The organism is Cryobacterium sp. TMT1-66-1 (assembly GCF_004403435.1).
In the GTDB taxonomy this organism is placed as follows: domain Bacteria; phylum Actinomycetota; class Actinomycetes; order Actinomycetales; family Microbacteriaceae; genus Cryobacterium; species Cryobacterium flavum.
On record NZ_SOGP01000017.1, the window covers coordinates 191,619 to 209,897 of the forward strand.

The window sequence follows — 18,279 nt, forward strand, 5'->3', positions numbered from 1 at the left end:
ATTTAGCTTTCGGCGGCAATCAGGCCGGCAGCATCGAGCACCCAGGCGTAGTTGAACGCCCGCTCGTGCCAGGCGCTGTACCGACCGGAAACGCCGCCGTGGCCGGCCGACATTTCGGTCTTGAGCAGGGCATCCGCTCCCACTTCGCGCAGCTTGGCCACCCACTTGGCCGGCTCGACGTAGAGCACCCGGGTATCGTTCAGGCTGGTCACGGCCAGAATTGCCGGATAGGCGACGGGCCGCACATTCTCGACGGGGGAGTACGACTTCATATAGGCGTACACCTCGGCGTCGTGCAGGGGATCGCCCCATTCGTCCCACTCGATCACGGTGAGCGGGAGCGACGGGTCGAGAATCGAGGTGAGGGCGTCGACGAACGGAACCTCGGCGAGAATGCCGGAGAACAGCTCCGGCGCGAGGTTGGCGACGGCGCCCATGAGCAGTCCGCCGGCGCTTCCGCCCTCGGCGACCAGCTGGCCGGGGGTGGTGAATCCGGCGTCGATGAGATGCCGGGCGCAGCTGACGAAGTCGGTGAAGGTATTGCGCTTGGTCGTCGTCTTGCCGTTTTCATACCAGGTGCGGCCGAGCTCGCCGCCGCCGCGCACGTGCGCGATGGCGAAGATCATGCCGCGGTCGAGCAGGCTGAGCCGGGCGATGCCGAACCCGGGGTCGATGCTGTGCTCGTAGGAGCCGTAGCCGTAGAGCAGGGTCGGAGCCGGGGTGCCGGGCGTGACGAGGTCGGGGCGGTAGACCAGCGAGATGGGCACCCGGGTGCCGTCGTCGGCGGTGGCCCACTCCCGGCGTTGTTCGTAGAGCGTGGCGTCGTAGCCGCCGAGCACGGGCTGCTGTTTGAGCATGCGGCGCTCGCCCGTCGCAACGACGAGATCGTACACCGTTGAGGGGGTGACGAAGCTCGTGAAACCGAACCGCAGGGTGGGCTGGGTCCACTCCGGGTTGCCGGCCGAACCGACGGCGAACAGGGGTTCGTCGAAGTCAAGCTCGGTCAGTCCGCTCGCGTCGTGGCGGTCGATGGCGAGCCGGGTGAGGCCGTCCCGGCGATATTCCACGACGAGAAAGTCGGCGAAGGCGTCGACGCTTTCGAGGCGGATCTCGGGGTCGTGGGGCAGCAGCATCCGCTTAACGCCCTGCGGGTCTTCGGCTGCTACGCTGACCAGCTCGAAGTTCACTGCATTGCCGCCGTTGTGCACGATCAGCAGGCGGTCTTCTTCAGCGATGACGGCGTGCTCGACGTCGTATTCCGTGTTGTCTTGCCGTGGCCAGACCACGGTGAACTCGCCGGTCGGGTCGCTCGCGTCGAGCACCCAGGACTCGGTGGTGACGCTTGACCCGGCCTCGATCATGAGGAACTTGCGGCTGCGGGTGATGCCGACGCCCACCCAGAATCGTTCGTCGGGTTCGTGAAAGATGCTGGCATCAGTGTCTCGGGCGGTGCCGATTTCATGCCGCCACACGGTGTCGGGGCGCCAGGCATCGTCGACGGTTGTGTAGAACAGGTAGCGTCCGCTCGGGTCGAACAGAGCACCGGCGCTGGTATTTTCGATCGTGTCCGTGAGGTTTTCGCCGGTCGCGATGGTGCGCACCCGAATCGTGTAGCGTTCGTCGCCCTCCACGTCGACGGCATAGAGCAGCTGGGTGCCGTCATTGCTCAGGTCGAAGCTGCCGAGCGAGAAGAACTCGTGGCCTTCGGCTTCAACGTTGTCGTCGAGCAGAATCTGCTCGCCGGGCACACCCTGGTGGGCGTCACCGAGAATCGGCGCGGCCCAGTCATCCGGGCCGCTGATCGGTGCCCGACAGTGGATGCCATATTCCTGACCCTCGACGGTGCGGGTGTAGTACCAGAAGTCGCCGCGGCGCACCGGAACGCTGAGGTCGGTTTCCTGGGTGCGGTTCTTGATCTCGTTGAAGATCTGCTGCCGGAGTGGCTCCTGATTGGCGGTTCGGGCCTCTGTGTAGCTGTTCTCGGCCTCGAGGTGGGCGATGACCTCGGGGCTGTCCTTGTCGCGCAGCCACTCGTAGTCGTCGATATAGACGTCATCGTGGTGTTCGCGGCGGTGCGGCTTCTTGGCGGCGAGGGGAGCGGCGACGGGAGGGGTGATCGGGCCAGAGGTCATCCCCCCAGCGTAGTTTGCGTTCCCTGCCTCTCGCATCTCACGTCGGAGTCAACGCGCACCCCTCGGCGCCAGACCGAAGCGGTCAACGGCACTCCGGGGCGGTAGGCCAGGTGGGAAATCGACGGAGCATTCAGAACCTGCAGGTCGGCGCGGCCACCGACAAACAGGGAGCCGACGGCATCCGCTCCCTGGTCGCGGCCGAGCGACCGGGCTGCTCCACGGGTTGCCGCCCAAACAGCCTCACCGACGGTCAGATCCATCTGCAGCACGGCGGTCGCCACACAGAACGGCATCGACGTCGTGTACGAGGTGCCCGGATTGCAGTTGGTCGCGAGGGCGATGCTCACGCCGGCGTCGAGCAGCCGGCGGGCCGGCGGGAACGGCTGCCGGGTCGACAGATCGCAGGCCGGAAGCAGCGTGGCGACCGTGGTCGATGCGGCCAGCGCGTCGATATCGGCCGGCTCCAGGTAGTTGCAGTGGTCAACACTGTGAGCGCCCAGCTCGGCGGCGAGCCGCACACCACCGCTGAATCCCAGTTGGTTGCCGTGCACCCGCAATCCCAGGCCGGCGGCACGGCCGGCCAGCAGCACCTCTCGGGTCTCTTCGACGTCGAATGCGCCCTGCTCACAGAACGCATCAATGAACTGCACGTAGGGAAGCACCGCCGAGAGCATCGGCCCGGTCACGAGGTCGAGGTAATCCCGACGATCCATGCCGGGGGGCACGATGTGGGCACCGAGAAAGGTCACGACATCGGCCACCTGGGCGGCGCCCCGCGCCGAACGCGCCTCACTTTCAACGTCGAGCCCGTAGCCGGTCTTCGTTTCGAGAAAGGTGGTGCCCTGGGCTTCGGCCTCGCGGCGCAGGCCGCGCGCCGTGGCCACGAGCTCGACCTCGCTCGCAGCACGCGTCGCCGCGACGGTCGTGTTGATGCCGCCGGCGGCGTAGGCCTGGCCCGCCATGCGTGCTTCGAACTCGGCCGAGCGGTCCCCGCCGAACACGAGGTGGGTGTGCGTGTCGACCCAGCCGGGCAGAACGGCGCGGCCGCCGACATCCGTTTGACGATCGGCGGCGGGTGCCTGGGCGGCCGGGCCGATCCAGAGAATGTGGCCGTCACCGATCACCAGAGCCGCGTCGTGCCGGCGCTCGCCGGAGTCATCGTGCGTGGTCAGCTCGCCGATACCCGTGATCAACTCGGTCATCTGCCGAGCCTAGCGAGCGCATCGGTCATGAGCGTTGCCGGCCGCTCGCCGCCAACCAGCTGACCGCACTCGGCGACCAGGCGCCCGCCGACGAACACGCGCAGCACGTCGGAGGCCGTCGCGGTCAGCGGCAGTTGCTCCGGCAACGACCCGACCGTGCGCACGCCGGTCGTGCTGATCTCGACCAGATCGCACGGGTCGCCGACCTGCAGCCGGTGGCGGCCGAGCCCGAGGGCGGCGTAGCCGGCGGTCGACGCCGCGTTCAGCAACTCGACGGGAGTGAACCGTCCGCGCTGGTGCGAGCCGAGCCGTTCTCCCATTTCCAGGCCGCGCATCTCCAACAACGGATCGATGACCGCGTTTTGATCGGAGCCGAGCGCGATCGGCGCCCCCGCCGCGGCCAGCGCGAGCGCCGGCCCGATGCCGTCGCCGAGGTCGGCCTCGGTAGTCGGGCACATGACGACGCTTACCCCGGCATCGCCGAGAAGTGCACGGTCGTCGTCGCTGAGATGGGTCGCGTGCACCACGCTCAGGCGCGGCGCGAGTGCCCCGAGCGAAGCGAGCAGGCCGGCCGGGGTCATTTTGTACGCGGCCAGGCAATCCGCGTTCTCCTGCGGCTGCTCGGAGAGGTGAATGTGCAGGGGAATCTCGCCGGGCAGCCCGGCGAGTACCTCGCGCATCGCGTCGGGCGTGACCGCGCGCACCGAGTGCAGGGCCGCCCCGAGTGTGACCAGATCGTCTCCGGCCAGCACTTCGTTCAGCGACTGCCAGCGGGTCAGCCAGCCGGCGGCACTGCCATCGCCAAACGCTTGCTGCTGGGGTGCGAGCTCCTGCCCAATACCGCCCTGCAGGTAAATCGTGTCGAGCAGCACCAAACGGATGCCGACGGCCCGCGCCGCCGCCGCAAGCGCCAGTTCCATGGCGTGCTCGGCCGTATACGGCGTGCCATCCCGGCGATGATGCACATAATGAAACTCGCCAACGGCGGTGTAGCCGCTCACGAGCATCTCGGCGAATACCGCCGTGGCCAGCGCCTCATATTTCGCAGGGTCGAGCTGGGCGGCGACCCGGTACATCCGCTCGCGCCAGAGCCAGAAATCGCCGCCCTCGCCGTGGGTCTGGCCGCGCAGTGCCCGGTGAAAAGCATGCGAGTGCGCATTGCCAAACCCCGGCATGACCGTTCCCAAACGGATGTCCGCCGCCTCCGCCGCAGCCCCCGTCTGAACCCGCGCGATGCGTCCGTCTGCGCCAGCTTCCAGCCGCACTCCCGCGACTGCCCGGCCGTCGATCAGCAGGTACTCGCACCAGAATGCGTTCACAGTAGTTCTCGCAGCAGCAGTTCCAAGGCGTCGACGCCGGCGACACAGTCCGCGACCTCGGCGAATTCCTCCGGCGCGTGCGAGATGCCGGTGGGGTTGCGCACGAACAGCATCGCGCTCGGCACCCGGGCGGCGAGCACGCCGGCGTCGTGGCCGGCCCCGGTCGAGAGTTGCGGCACGTGGCCGAGGGCCTGCGCAAACTGCTCGCGCAGCCCGGGGTGAAACTGCACCGCTCCAGCCCAGGATTCCTCGGTGAGGGTGGCGGAGCATCCATTCTGCGCGGCGGCCTGCTGGGCGCTGGCGGCAATGTCGGCCACGAGCAGGCGGGTTTCCTGGTCGGTTTCGGCGCGAGCGTCGAGCCAGGCGTCGACGCGGCTGGCGATGACGTTGGTGCCGCCCGGGATCGCTTCGATGCGGCCGATCGTCGCGCGGGTGCCCGGGCGACCCAGGGCTGCGGTCTGCACGCCGACGATGGCTGCGGCGGTGGCGACCATCGGGTCGCGGCGCTCGGCCATGGTGGTAGCACCGGCGTGGTTCCCCTGGCCGGTGACGGTGAGTCGCCAGCGTCCGTGAGCGAGAATCGACGACGCCACGGCCACGGGCTGGCCGAGATCGATCAAGCCGCGGCCCTGCTCAACGTGCAGTTCGATGAACAACCCGATGCGGGCGAGCGCATCGCGGTCGACGCCGAGGTGCGCCGGGTCGACACCGGCAGTTCGGGCGGCCTCCGCGAGCGTGACGCCGTCACGGTCGGTGAGCGCTCGGGCCTGGTCGGCGTCGATCGCGCCGGCCAACAGCCTGGAGCCGAGGCAGGCAACGCCGAAGCGGGAACCTTCTTCTTCGGCGAACATCAAAATGGCGCACGGCCTCGACGGCACGAATCCGCTCGCCTGCAGCCGGGCGATGGCCTCCAGTGAGGAGACCACGCCGAGCGGACCGTCGTAGGCGCCGCCGCCGGGAACCGAGTCGAGGTGGCTGCCGGTGACGACGGCATCCGTTCCGGGCTGGCCCCACCACGCCCAGAGGTTACCGTTGCGGTCGGTTTCGACATCGAGGCCGAGGCGCTCGGCGCGCTCCACAAACCAGGAGCGCAGCTCGAGGTCGGCCGCCTGCCAGAGGTGGCGAGAGTAGCCGCTGCGGCGGGAATCGCGGCCGACCTCCGCGATTTCGGCGAGGCCCGCCAGCATGCTCACTCTTCCCACATGGGCACGCGCAGGCCGCGGTCGCGGGCCACTTCTTCGGCCCGTTCGTAACCCGCATCCACGTGACGCATCACGCCGGTGCCGGGGTCGTTGGTGAGCACGCGCTCGATCTTCTCGGCGGCCAGCGCGGTGCCGTCGGCGACGATGACCTGCCCGGCATGGATGCTGCGGCCGATTCCCACGCCGCCGCCGTGGTGAATCGACACCCAGGTTGCGCCGGACGCTGTGTTGAGCAGTGCGTTCAGCAGCGGCCAGTCAGCGATCGCGTCCGACCCGTCCTTCATTCCCTCGGTCTCGCGGTAGGGCGATGCGACCGAGCCGGAGTCGAGGTGGTCGCGACCGATCACGATCGGCGCGCTGAGCTCGCCGGAGGCGACCATCTCGTTGAATTTCAGCCCGGCGAGGTGTCGTTCCTTGTAGCCGAGCCAGCAGATGCGGGCCGGCAGGCCTTCGAACTGCACCTTCTCTTCGGCCTTGGTGATCCAGCGGTGCAACCCGGCGTCGTCGGGAAAAAGTTCGAGGATGGCCTTGTCGGTGGCCGCGATGTCGGCGGGGTCGCCGGAGAGCGCCACCCAGCGGAACGGGCCCTTGCCCTCGGCGAACAGCGGGCGGATGTAGGCCGGCACGAACCCCGGAAATTCGAAAGCCCGCTCGTAACCGCCGAGCTTCGCCTCGGCCCGAATGGAGTTGCCGTAGTCGAAGACTTCGGCGCCGGCATCCTGAAATTCGACCATCGCCTGCACCTGCTTGGCCATCGCAGCTCGGGCGCGCACGGTGAACTCTTCGGGGTTTTCGGCCGCGTAGGCGTGCCATTCTTCAACCGTCACGCCTTCGGGCAGGTAGGAGAGCGGGTCGTGGGCGCTGGTCTGGTCGGTCACGATGTCGATGGGCACCTTGCGGTCGAGCAACTCGGCGAACACGGTTGCGGCATTGCCGACCAGACCCACCGACAGAGCGCGGAGTTCCGCCTTGGCCGCGAGTACCCGGGCGATGGCGTCGTCGATGTCGTCGGTCATTTCGTCGAGGTAACCGTGATCGACGCGGCGCTGCAACCGCGCCGGGTCGACGTCGACAATGAGCACAACGCCGTCGTTCATGGTGACGGCGAGCGGCTGCGCGCCGCCCATGCCGCCGGCCCCGCCGGTGAGGGTCAGCGTGCCCGCCAGGGTGCCGTTGAACTTCTTGGTTGCCACTGCGCCGAACGTTTCATAGGTGCCCTGCAGAATGCCCTGGGTGCCGATGTAGATCCACGATCCGGCGGTCATCTGCCCATACATGGTGAGCCCCAGGTGCTCGAGTCGGCGAAACTCCGGCCAGGTGGCCCAGTCGCCGACGAGGTTGGAATTGGCGATCAGCACCCGCGGCGCCCATCCGTGGGTGCGAAACACGCCGACCGGTTTGCCGGACTGCACGAGCAGGGTTTCGTCTTTCTCGAGGGTTTTGAGGGTACGCACGATCGCGTCGTAGCACTCCCAGTTGCGGGCGGCTTTGCCGGTTCCGCCGTAGACGACGAGGTCGTCGGGGCGCTCGGCAACCTCGGGGTCGAGGTTGTTCATGAGCATGCGCAGCGGGCCCTCGGTCTGCCAGCTCTTCGCGGTCAGTTCGGTTCCGCGGGCAGCGCGAACGGGGCGTGCGGTGTGGGTGGTCGTCATGTGAATCTCCTTTGATTACAGAATTAGACGGATGCTTCGGCGCGGTACAGCGCGCTGCTTTCAGTGAGCAGAACCCGCGCCATGTGCTCGATGCTGGACGGGGTGACTCGGTAGCTGGGAACGACCACGCTCAGGGCTCCGACGACGCGCTCACCCACCCGGATGGGTACGGCTATGGCGGTGACGTCCTGTTCGACGCCGTCGCTGACGACGCAGTATCCGCTGTCGCCGGTCGCACCGGCGAGCACGCGGCCCGAAGCGCTCGACTCCAGGGGAAAGCGACGGCCGACCCAGTTCGCGTGTCGCACCGAGTGGGTGCCTTCGACGATGGCAATGTAGAGCCCCTGACCGGCGGCGGCCGCAACACTCAGATACACGGATTCAGCGGTCTCTCCAACTATGCGGTTCATCGGTTCTCGGCACACGGCGACGAGCGATTCCTGACTGAGCGCGAGTACACCGAGCCGAACGATGGCCGTGCCGGGCCGATAGAGTCCGGCATCGTCCCGCCGCACAAACGATGTCGATTCGAGAGTTCGCAGCAACCGCAACGCAGTGCTCGGCGACAGGTCGGCGGCCTTGGCCGCGTCGCCGAGGGTGACCGAACCGCCCTCGCAGACCACGCTCAGCAGTGTCAGGGCGCGCTCCGCCGTGCGGGTTGTACTGTCGGCCTTCTCCATCGCGCTCGTCCCTTCAAGTGCACTCAGTAAAACACTGATTTCACTAGACGGCAAGGCCGATCACGATGGTCGAGTCCAGCTCCTCGCTCCGAATGATGCGCGGGAGCAGGCCGAAGCGGGTGAAGATCTCGGCGGTCCGCGGTGCTTGACGCTGCCCGGTTTCAACGAGCAGGCATCCGCTGGGGGAGAGCCACGGCGCCGGATCCGCAGCAGAGATCGACGACGAGCGCGTCGCGCGGGCAGAGCGCGAGGGCCTGCGTCACCAGAAACTCGGTACGCCGCCGAGGCACGAACACGCCCGGGTCTTGAACGCTGACGGAAGCGTGATTACCCTGAGGGCATGTGCCGAAACATTCATGTCCTGAGTAATTTTGAGCCTGCCGCGACCGACGACGAGGTGCACGCGGCCGCGCTGCAATACGTGCGCAAGATCAGCGGCGGGGCGCATCCGTCGAAGGCGAACGCCGAGGCGTTCGACCGCGCGGTGCACGAGATCGCGCACATTTCCCGTCATCTGCTCGAAGATCTGGTGATCTCCGCGCCACCGAAGAACCGTGAAATCGAGGCGGAGAAGGCCAAAGCGCGCTCCCAGAAGCGGTTTGCTGCCGCCTAAAGGGTGCGCCATTCCGCATAGAACACCATGACAGCCGCCACAACGCTGGCAGCCACACCGAAGACCAGACCGAAGGCAATGGTGATTCCGGCGTAGGCTCCGTCGTCCACCAGGGAGAGCACTCCGGCCACCACCACTGAGAACAGCACCACGCCCAGGGTCGCGCCGACTGCGGCTACCGAGGTGCGCACCCGCCGCGATTTCGTGAGGTGCCGATCGACCAGGGCCACGGTGGCCAGGCCGCCCAGCAGCGCCACCGCCGCGATGACCGCGCCGATCACGCCGTAGTTCGCCATGGAACGCACGACAAACCAGAACCGAAATTCGGTTTCCCCGGTGCCGGCATTGGTCATGACGATCGCCACGACCGCCGCGAGAAGAAACCCCACGAACGGTGCGAACACCGCGATGCGCCAGTAACGCCGAATAATCATGTGCCCACCCTACGTTCTAGAACTCCACCCACGCACTGGGCAGCGGATGCTCCACTCGCGTCGGCGGGATGCGCTCGCTTCGCCGCTCCATCCGGTACACCAGAAACGCTGCCACGATGCCCGCCGCAGCGGCCAGCACCAGGGTGAAAGTGATGATCAGGTATGCCCAGCCCTCTCCGATGACTCCCTCCACGGTGGCGAACACGATTCCGAGGATCAGCACGCCGCTGGCCGCCCCCAAAGCGGCCCACGCACTGCGCGCGCCCGACGTTTTCTCGAGCTGCCGGTCGACGCAGGCGACCAGAACGACGCCGCCGATCAGCGCCGCGATGCTGACCGCCAGACCGACGGAACCGAAGCCCAGAACTGACCGTACGACGCCTTCGATCGTCTGACCAGCTCGCGCCTGGGGGTTACCGCCCATGGTCATCACGCCGAGCACGGCGGTACCCAGAAGAAATCCGAGTACGGGCGCCAGCAACGCAATGGGCCAGTACCGGTGAAACATCATGCGTCCAACCCTAAAATGCGGAGATTGACTTGAACCTATCTAGTCCTGATAACTCTTAATCGTTTCGCGGATGTCATTCGCAAATAGGTAGATCTCATCGAGAGTTTCAATCGGGTGGCGAGTCTCGACCTTCTCAGCGTCGAAGACTCCAAGATACTTCTGCTTCTTTCCGTTGAAGTGAAGTCGAGCGACCGGCTTGCGATTGTTGTCATCGAGAAGAACAGCGAAATACGACTTGGAATCCCTGTGCATCACTCGCTGAGGCTTCACCTCGCTGCAGGCGATCGCCTTAACGATTTGATACCCTTCCAACTCCTCAAGGGTCGTCTCAATCTCCGTGTCACGGGCGAGATCAACTTCAACAATGTCGTGGCTGTTGATGACACCGCCCTCTGTTGCTGAAGCTCCTGAGAAGTTCGACCCGCCTAACGCCGTCTTCAAGCGGTCATTGACCTGGTCATTCAGGAACTGCTTCGTAGACTTTGCGACCAGGGAAGTAAACTGCTCACGGACTTTCTGCGTAAACGCACCCTCATAGACTCGCGTCGTGAAGAATCGAATCCAGTCGTCTTCGGGCTGCGTGAACTGAGCTGCGATAGTGCGCTTGATTTGACCAATGTACTTGAGCTCTTCAGCCGAGTTGATGATCGAGTCGAGATCAAAGACTTCCTTGGTGAGCTTCCGCAGTTCCGGAATCAGTGTTTCATCGATGTCCATCAAATCGAGAACCAGAAACGGCTTCTCGTCCATGCGGTTGGGTGCATCCAGGTCCGTGTAGAACTGGTAAATCTCGCCATTCGTGAGAACGGCGATACGCGCATTGGTGACCGCGAAGTAACGGAAGAGTTGCGAGGCGTGTTCTATCTTCAATGCTTCCGTGGATTTCTTGCATTCGATGAGGATCTGGACCTCACCGTCGCGCATAATCGCATAGTCAACTTTCTCGCCCTTTTTCACGCCGACATCAGCGGTAAATTCGGGGACAACTTCCAATGGATTAAAAACGTCGTAGCCCAAAATGGTCGAGATGAACGGCATGATAAACGCGTTCTTGGTTGCTTCTTCAGTCTGAATTGCTTCGCGCTGGTTGCGCACCTTGAGAGCCAATGCCCCAATTAATTCTGCAAATTCCATCATTCCCCCAATTTGTGGTTCACTACCTGTGACCTTATCGAAACAATTTATTGGCTCAGACGAGCGGGAAGCCTCAAAGGGTGCTGCGTGGCACGATCCACTCGTGTCGAAACTGGGTCATTACCTTCGAGACGGACTCGAAGTCGCTGTCGTAGTCGTAGTGCACAACAGTCGCATCATTGATGAGAGCGCATGCGGCGATGAGGGTGTCGCCCGCGCCGACCGGCCGCACCAGCGCGGCATGCCAGAGTCAGCTTTGGACCACTAAAGATTCGTCGATTGTGGGCGCGCGCGGGCAATCGCTGACGGCCGAGAGCTGAGTCCATACCCGGTCATGCTCGGACCCGTTCCGTGGGCTGAATCCGATTTCTGTGGCGGTCGGCGCGCAAACTGAGGTTGAAGCGGGGCTGTGCACCTCGACGATTTTGCGCCCCAACTCCACGCTCGCGGCCAGGACCAGTTTCACGGTCACGGTCACCGGCGGTGCCGCGGGCGTGCGCGACCTGGCCGGCAACCCCGTCTCATCGACCAGCTGGAAATTCACCACGGGTAGCTAGTCTGGAGAGATGCCCGACCTCGTCTGCTCCGACTGCGGCACCATCTACCCGGTGGAGAGCCTGGTCTGGCTCTGCAGCTGCGGCGGCATGCTCGACGTGGTTGCCTTCGACACCACAGTGGATGCCGCGGCCCTGCCCGGCCGCGCCCCCTCACTCTGGCGCTACGCCGAAGCCCTGCCGATCGCCGCCGACCCCACCATCACCCTGGGGGAGGGCTTGTCGCCGCTCGTGCCAGCCCGCGCGCTGCCGCACGTGCAGCTCAAGCTGGACTTTCTGCTGCCGACGCTCTCGTTCAAGGACCGCGGCGCCGTGGTGCTCGCGACCCTCGCCAAACAGTTGCGCGTCGAAAGCGCCATGGTCGACAGCAGCGGCAACGCCGGCACAGCGATGGCCGCGTACTTCAGTCGGGCCGGCATCGACTGCACGGTCTACGTTCCCGAATCCACCTCGCCCGGCAAGCTCGCGCAGATGCGCGCCCACGGCGCCACGGTTGAACTGGTACCCGGTTCGCGCGCCGACACCTCCGCGGCGGCCCTGCGGGCTGCCGGGCAACCCGGCGTTTTGTACGCGAGCCACGTCTACCACCCCTATTTTCTGCACGGCGTCAAAACCTACGGCTATGAAATTTGGGAGCAGCGCGGGCGCTCCCTACCCGAGACCGTGGTGGTTCCAGTCGGCAACGGAACGATGCTGCTCGGCTGTTACCTCGCCTTCAGCGAGCTGGTGGCCGCGGGTCTCGCCGAGTGGATGCCGCGGATTGTCGCGGTGCAGGCATCCGCTTGTGCACCGCTGGAACAGGCCATGGCACAGGGTCTCGACTCGCCCGTGACCCTTGACGGCTCAGCCACGATCGCGGAGGGCATCGCCATTGCGGCGCCACCGCGGGGACGACAAATTCTCGCGGCCGTTTGCGCGACCGGCGGCACCATCGTCTCCATCACCGACCGGCAGACCGCGGCCGCCCGGCAGGAACTGGCCGACGAAGGACTCTTCGTCGAGCCGACCTCGGCCGTGTGTTTCGCCGCGGTGCGCGCCGCCGTCGACCAGACGTTCGACTCCGCCAGCCGCACCTGGGCGGCGGCCGAGAGCCTGCTCACGGCCGAGTCGGTGGTCGTGCCCCTCTGCGGTGCCGGCCTGAAATCGCCCACGTCAACCACGCGGTACTCATGATCGACGACGACCCCGCGGACGCCCCCCTGTGTCCTGCCTGCGGCGTCACGATGATCACCGACGGCGTCGACACCGCCGAGGGGCTGGAATCCTGCCATCGGTGCCCACGATGCCGACTGATTATCGTCATACCCGGCCTCTGGCCGGAATAGGCCGATCCCTGGCGAAAAACTTTTCAATTGCAGAAGAATCACGTTTATTCTGGTGAACATTCTTGAGAAGACCGCTTGTTCTTGCACCAATCTGGGTTTAGCAGCCGATACCGGCCAGTTGAGTCAGCAGTCCCGGCTCAGCCCAACTCATACGTCGAAGGAATGAACATGACTGAGTACCAGAAAGACATCGAGGACATCGAAGCTCTCAAGCAGCAGGTCGGCAGCAGCTGGGACGCCATCAACGCCGAGTCCGTCGCCCGGATGCGTGCCCAGAACCGGTTCAAGACCGGCCTCGAGATCGCGCAGTACACCGCCGACATCATGCGGAAAGACATGGGCGAGTATGACGCCGACTCCTCCGTCTACACCCAGTCATTGGGCGTCTGGCACGGTTTCATCGGCCAGCAGAAGATGATCTCGATCAAGAAGCACCTCAAGACGACGAACAAGCGCTACCTGTACCTGTCCGGCTGGATGGTTGCGGCGCTGCGCAGCGAATTCGGTCCGCTCCCCGACCAGTCCATGCACGAGAAGGCGACCGTTCCGGCTCTGGTCGAGGAGATCTACACCTTCCTCCGCCAGGCTGACGCCCGCGAGCTCGACCTGCTCTTCACCGGCCTCGACAACGCCCGCATCGTTGGCGATGACGCCAAGGCAGCTACGATCCAGACGCAGATCGACAACTTCGAGACCCACGTTGTGCCGATCATCGCCGACATCGATGCTGGCTTCGGTAACCCGGAAGCCACCTACCTCCTGGCCAAGAAAATGATCGAGGCTGGCGCCTGCGCCATCCAGATCGAGAACCAGGTGTCGGACGAGAAGCAGTGTGGCCACCAGGACGGCAAGGTCACCGTTCCTCACGAAGACTTCATCGCCAAGCTGAACGCCGTTCGCTACGCGTTCCTCGAACTCGGCATCGAGAACGGCATCATCGTCTCGCGCACCGACTCGCTCGGTGCCGGCCTCACCCAAAAGCTCGCCGTGACGTACACGCCCGGCGACCTGGGCGACCAGTACAACTCCTTCCTCGATGTTGACGAAATCACAGAGGCCGACCTCGGCAACGGCGACGTCGTCATCAAGCGGGGCGGCAAGCTTTTGCGCCCGAAGCGCCTGGCCAGCAATCTGTTCCAGTTCCGTGCCGGAACCGGCGAAGCTCGTTGCGTGCTCGACAGCATCACGTCGCTGCAGAACGGTGCCGACCTGCTGTGGATCGAGACGGAGAAGCCGCACATCGGCCAGATCGCCGGCATGATGAACGAGGTTCGCAAGGCCATCCCGAACGCCAAGCTGGTCTACAACAACAGCCCGTCGTTCAACTGGACCCTGAACTTCCGTCAGCAGGCCTACGACGCACTCCTCGCCGAGGGCAAGGACGTCTCCGCTTACGACCGCGCCAAGCTCATGAGCGTCGACTACGACGAGACTGAACTTGCCGTGAACGCCGACGAGAAGATCCGCACCTTCCAGCGCGACAGCTCGAAAGAGGCTGGCATCTTCCACCACCTCATCACCCTGCCGACGTACCACACGGCCGCACTCTCGACGGATGACCTGGCCAAGGGCTACTTCGCCGACCAGGGCATGCTCGCCTACGTCAAGGGCGTGCAGCGTCGTGAAATCCGCGAGGGAATCGCCACGGTCAAGCACCAGAACATGTCTGGTTCAGACCTCGGTGACAACCACAAGGAGTACTTCGCCGGTGCCGCAGCCCTCAAGGCTGGCGGCGTGAATAACACGAGCAACCAGTTCGAGGAACCGGCTTTGAGCAGCCACTAACTTCCACTGAGTGACCAGGAAGCCCCAGTCGAAAGACTGGGGCTTCCTGGTTGTATCCGTTCAGACTTGAGACACGGTCGCGGTGGCAGAAGTGTGCCAAAGTCAGGCATGGAACATTTAGACACCATCGTGGTCGGCGCCGGCGTAGCCGGCCTGACGGCCGCTCGACTGCTGGCGAAAGCGGGCCGCAGCGTCGTCGTGCTCGAGGCCCGCGACCGCGTCGGCGGCCGGGTGTACACGAACCGCGCCGACGGGCTGGTCACCGACCTGGGCGCATCCTGGATTCACGGCGTGACTGACAACCCCGTCGCGGCAGCGGCAGAGGTGTTCGGCTTGCCGACCGTGGAGTTCACCGTCGGGGGATACCAGCCGGACAGCCGCCCGATCGCCTACTACGGTCCGACCGGCGAGCGACTCTCTGATGATGCCGCGCTGGCCTTCGCCGACGACGTGCGGGCGGTCGACGCCGCGCTCGTCACGGCGGTCGCTACCTCGAAAGCGGATGCCTCCTACCGCGACGCTACCGAGACGGCCTTGGCCAGCCAGGGCTGGAGCTTCGAGCGCGGGGAACGGGTGCGCGAGTTTTTGCAGCACCGGAGCGAGGAACAATACGGGGCGTGGATCGAAGATCTGGCCGCGCACGGCCTCGACGACGATGTCATCGACGGCGATGAAGTGGTCTTTCCAAACGGCTATGACCAACTGCCGGGGCGCCTGGCGGCCGGGCTGGACATCCGCTTCGACCAGATCGTCACCCGGGTGCGCTGGTCGACGGAGGGCGTCACCGTCACGACAGGGGGCGGCACGCTGACGGCGGGCACCGCGGTCGTGACGGTGCCCGTCGGGGTGCTCCAGTCGCCGGATTTCACGATTGAACCAGCGCTCCCCGAACCGAACGCGAACGCCCTGGGGCGACTCACCATGAACGCCTTCGAGAAGGTCTTTCTGCGGTTTTCGACCACGTTCTGGGACGAGGGAGTCTATGCAATCCGGCAGCAAGGGGCCGAAGGGCGTCGGTGGCACTCCTGGTACGACCTCACGGCCCTGCACGGACCGCCGACACTGTTGACCTTTGCAGCGGGTCCGGTGGCCCGAGAGATTCGCGAGTGGTCAGAACAACAGGTCGTCGACTCCGTTCTCGCGCAGCTGCGGCGGCTGTACGGCGACCGAGTTGAGCAGCCGACCAGTGTGCACATCACCGCCTGGCAGGACGATCCTTTCGCTCACGGTTCGTACGCCTACATGAAGCTCGGCTCCACGACGGCGGACCACGACGACCTCGCGACGCCCATCGGGGGAGTGCTGCACCTCGCCGGTGAGGCAACCTGGACGGACGATCCCGCGACGGTCACCGCGGCCCTCTGCTCCGGCCACCGAGCGGCGTCGAATATTCTGCACCAAGAGATCCCTATGGCCCAGGTATGGGGGGACCGGCCCGCTCAATAGTCACTTTTGTGGGGTGTTGGCCGCCCCCAACCGTACAAAGTTGTCCACTGAGGCCGGCGTCAGTGGGCGCCGCCGAGGTTGCCGGCGAGACGGGCGTGTAGTTCGTGGCTGGCCTCGTTGAGCCCCTCGATCACAACGTGCTTGTCGTGTCGGGCGTACTTGTAGGTGATGGCGTCGAGGGTGGCGACCGTCGAGGCATCCCAGATGTGTGAGGCCGACATATCGATGACGATGCGGTCGGGGTCGTCGGCGTACTCGAACTGGGTCATCAGGTCGTTGCTGGAGGCGAAGAACAGCGCTCCGGTCACCGTGTAATACGCGGTAGGAACGGGCTGGTCGAGTTCGAGAGTGCGTTCCACCCGGGCGAGGTGGGCGACGCGGCGGGCGAAGGCGACCATTGCGACGATGACCCCGACGACCACGCCGATCGCGAGGTTGTGAGTGAGAACGATGACGATGACCGTGGCGACCATGACGGTGGTCTCGCTTTTCGGCATCCGCTTCAACGTAGACAAGCGGATGCTGTGCCAGTCGAACGTGAGATAGGACACGATTATCATCACCGCGACCAGGGCGGCCATGGGAACTGCGGCGAGCACGTCGCCGAGGCCGAGGACCAGCACGAGCAGGAAGATGCCGGCGAGGAAGGTGGAGATGCGGGTGCGGGCGCCGGAGGCTTTCACGTTGATCATGGTCTGGCCGATCATGGCGCAGCCGCCCATGCCGCCGAAGATGCCGGACATGACGTTGGCGACGCCCTGGCCCCAGGTCTCGCGGGTCTTATTGGAGTGGGTATCGGTGATCTCGTCGACGAACTTCGCCGTCATGAGGGACTCGAGAATTCCCACCAGCGCCATGCCGAGCGCGAACGGCGCGATGATGGTGAACGTTTCCCAGTTGAGCGGAACGCTTGGGAGGAACAGTTCGGGAAGGCTCTTGGGCAGTTCGCCCTGGTCGCCGATCGTCGGCACGTTGAGGCCGATGACCACGGTCGCCACGGTGAGTACTACGATCGCGACGAGCGGCGCCGGAATGACCTTGGTGATACGTGGCATGACGATCATGATGATCAGGCCGGCGGCGACGAGCGGGTACACCAGGAACGGAACGCCGAGCAGCTGGGGGAGCTGTGAGGTGAAGATGAGGATGGCGAGGGCATTGACGAAGCCGACCATCACGCTGCGCGGGATGAACCGCATGAGTTTGGCGACGCCGACCACGCTCAGCACGATTTGGAACACCCCGGCGAGGATGACGGTGGCGACGAAGTATTCCATCCCGTAGTCGCGGGCGACCGGGGCGATCACGAGGGCGACAGCGCCGGTCGCGGCGGTGATCATGGCCGGGCGTCCGCCGACGAACGCGATAGTGACGGCCATGACGAACGAGGAGAACAGGCCCACGCGGGGGTCGACGCCGGCGATGATCGAGAAGGCGATGGCCTCGGGAATCAGCGCCATCGCCACGACCAGTCCGGCGAGCACTTCGCGGGTGAGCAGGCGCGGCGTGCGCAGTGCGGTGAGCACCGAGGGTTCCGCTTTATAGCGGTTGGATGCAGCAGATTTTTGAACGATGGCCATGAGGCCTCCAGAAGCTGGGCCGACAATGCGGCCGAAGTGGATAGGGAAGAGTTGGGTGGGCGCCGCAGTGCGCACCTCCACCGGACCTTGAGGCCGTGCCCACACGGGCAGGGCGTTCAAGGACAATGGTGGGAGAGTGGGCTCACAGATGAATGTCAGCCGACTTCTGCAACACTACCCTAACGTAAGGGTTGATTATGATCCTAAAGAAAGAGGCTTCCGGTGGAACCAGGCGCGACAGTCCCTGCGGTCACGATGCATATCGGCGAACTCGCCGACAAGACCGGGCTCTCGCTGCGCACGATCCGTCACTACGACGAGGTCGGCCTACTCAAGGCATCCGCTCGCACCGATGGTGGCTTTCGGCTCTACACGCCCGACGATTTCACTCGGCTGATGCTCATTCGTCGCATGAAACCGCTCGGCTTCACCCTCGACGAGATGACGACACTGCTGGCGGTCATCGACGCCCGACAAAACGGTGAAGCGGATGCCGACACCCCCGAAACCAGGCAGCAACTGGACGCCTTCATCACCGAAACCGTTGCCCGACGCCAGAAACTCCAGCACCAACTCGGCATGGCCGACGAGTTTCTGGAGTTGCTCCGCGCGCAGTAGTAGCGGCGGTCCCTACGCACATAGACGAAACCACCTCGATACAGTGGGACCCACATCCCCAATTGACTACTTCTATTAGAAGCGAGTTTCTA

The 18,279-nt window shown here is 65.0% G+C and carries 16 protein-coding genes and 1 pseudogene; 6 read left to right on the forward strand and 11 right to left on the reverse strand.

What is annotated here, in order from left to right; all coding sequences use genetic code 11:
- Positions 1 to 2: 2 nt before the first annotated feature.
- The 7 genes and pseudogenes from E3T29_RS13055 to E3T29_RS20750 all read right to left on the reverse strand — a co-directional run.
- Positions 3 to 2,132: a S9 family peptidase gene (locus tag E3T29_RS13055; protein ID WP_134345900.1), complete on the reverse strand. Its 2,130-nt coding sequence runs from the start codon at positions 2,130 to 2,132 to the stop codon at positions 3 to 5.
- On the reverse strand, positions 2,129 to 3,334 hold the full coding sequence (gene hutI / locus E3T29_RS13060) for an imidazolonepropionase (RefSeq protein ID WP_134345902.1): 1,206 nt from the start codon (positions 3,332 to 3,334) through the stop codon (positions 2,129 to 2,131). The genes E3T29_RS13055 and hutI overlap by 4 nt, the downstream gene beginning before the upstream one ends.
- Complete coding sequence (locus E3T29_RS13065) at positions 3,331 to 4,653, reverse strand: formimidoylglutamate deiminase (protein ID WP_134345904.1); 1,323 nt, start codon at positions 4,651 to 4,653, stop codon at positions 3,331 to 3,333. Before E3T29_RS13065 ends, hutI begins: the two co-directional genes overlap by 4 nt.
- The gene (locus tag E3T29_RS13070) at positions 4,650 to 5,840 is read right to left on the reverse strand and encodes an allantoate amidohydrolase (protein WP_134346042.1); all 1,191 of its coding nucleotides are present in this window, start codon (positions 5,838 to 5,840) and stop codon (positions 4,650 to 4,652) included. The genes E3T29_RS13065 and E3T29_RS13070 overlap by 4 nt, the downstream gene beginning before the upstream one ends.
- Before the next feature lie 2 nt (positions 5,841 to 5,842).
- Positions 5,843 to 7,507 (reverse strand): urocanate hydratase, encoded by a 1,665-nt coding sequence (gene hutU, locus E3T29_RS13075; RefSeq protein WP_134345906.1) that lies wholly within the window; start codon positions 7,505 to 7,507, stop codon positions 5,843 to 5,845.
- A 23-nt stretch (positions 7,508 to 7,530) separates the two neighbouring features.
- A complete protein-coding gene (locus tag E3T29_RS13080; protein WP_092340836.1) occupies positions 7,531 to 8,187 on the reverse strand; it encodes an IclR family transcriptional regulator in 657 nt (218 codons plus the stop codon).
- Positions 8,188 to 8,378: 191 nt separating this feature from the next.
- Positions 8,379 to 8,489 (reverse strand): annotated as a pseudogene (locus E3T29_RS20750) (putative protein N(5)-glutamine methyltransferase); the annotation flags it as partial.
- Between the two features lie 38 nt (positions 8,490 to 8,527).
- Between E3T29_RS20750 and E3T29_RS13090 the strand changes: the two are divergent.
- Positions 8,528 to 8,800, forward strand: coding sequence for a DUF2277 domain-containing protein (locus E3T29_RS13090; RefSeq protein WP_104088676.1), 273 nt, complete (start codon positions 8,528 to 8,530; stop codon positions 8,798 to 8,800).
- Here the strand turns inward: E3T29_RS13090 and E3T29_RS13095 are convergent.
- Genes E3T29_RS13095 through E3T29_RS13105 form a run of 3 tightly spaced genes read right to left on the reverse strand, consistent with a single transcriptional unit; the run spans position 8,797 to position 10,879 of the window.
- Entirely contained in the window at positions 8,797 to 9,234 is a 438-nt protein-coding gene (locus tag E3T29_RS13095; RefSeq protein ID WP_134345907.1) for a hypothetical protein, read from the reverse strand. The two genes, E3T29_RS13090 and E3T29_RS13095, sit on opposite strands and share 4 nt — an antisense overlap.
- Before the next feature lie 16 nt (positions 9,235 to 9,250).
- On the reverse strand, positions 9,251 to 9,745 hold the full coding sequence (locus E3T29_RS13100) for a hypothetical protein (RefSeq protein ID WP_134345909.1): 495 nt from the start codon (positions 9,743 to 9,745) through the stop codon (positions 9,251 to 9,253).
- Between the two features lie 39 nt (positions 9,746 to 9,784).
- Entirely contained in the window at positions 9,785 to 10,879 is a 1,095-nt protein-coding gene (locus E3T29_RS13105; protein WP_134346044.1) for a type I restriction endonuclease, read from the reverse strand.
- A 371-nt stretch (positions 10,880 to 11,250) separates the two neighbouring features.
- On the opposite strand from E3T29_RS13105, the gene E3T29_RS13110 reads away from it, so the two are divergent.
- From E3T29_RS13110 to E3T29_RS13125, 4 genes are all read left to right on the forward strand, one after another.
- Positions 11,251 to 11,436 (forward strand): Ig-like domain-containing protein, encoded by a 186-nt coding sequence (locus E3T29_RS13110; RefSeq protein WP_241987805.1) that lies wholly within the window; start codon positions 11,251 to 11,253, stop codon positions 11,434 to 11,436.
- A 9-nt stretch (positions 11,437 to 11,445) separates the two neighbouring features.
- Entirely contained in the window at positions 11,446 to 12,606 is a 1,161-nt protein-coding gene (locus E3T29_RS13115) for a threonine synthase (RefSeq protein ID WP_134345913.1), read from the forward strand.
- Positions 12,607 to 12,926: 320 nt separating this feature from the next.
- The gene (locus E3T29_RS13120) at positions 12,927 to 14,543 is read left to right on the forward strand and encodes an isocitrate lyase (protein ID WP_134345915.1); all 1,617 of its coding nucleotides are present in this window, start codon (positions 12,927 to 12,929) and stop codon (positions 14,541 to 14,543) included.
- Positions 14,544 to 14,651: 108 nt separating this feature from the next.
- Complete coding sequence (locus E3T29_RS13125) at positions 14,652 to 15,989, forward strand: NAD(P)/FAD-dependent oxidoreductase (RefSeq protein WP_134345917.1); 1,338 nt, start codon at positions 14,652 to 14,654, stop codon at positions 15,987 to 15,989.
- 59 nt (positions 15,990 to 16,048) lie between these two features.
- Here E3T29_RS13125 and E3T29_RS13130 read toward each other — a convergent pair whose 3' ends face one another.
- Positions 16,049 to 17,569: a SulP family inorganic anion transporter gene (locus E3T29_RS13130; RefSeq protein ID WP_134345919.1), complete on the reverse strand. Its 1,521-nt coding sequence runs from the start codon at positions 17,567 to 17,569 to the stop codon at positions 16,049 to 16,051.
- A gap of 255 nt (positions 17,570 to 17,824) precedes the next feature.
- On the opposite strand from E3T29_RS13130, the gene E3T29_RS13135 reads away from it, so the two are divergent.
- A complete protein-coding gene (locus E3T29_RS13135; RefSeq protein ID WP_134345921.1) occupies positions 17,825 to 18,187 on the forward strand; it encodes a MerR family transcriptional regulator in 363 nt (120 codons plus the stop codon).
- Positions 18,188 to 18,279 lie beyond the last annotated feature (92 nt).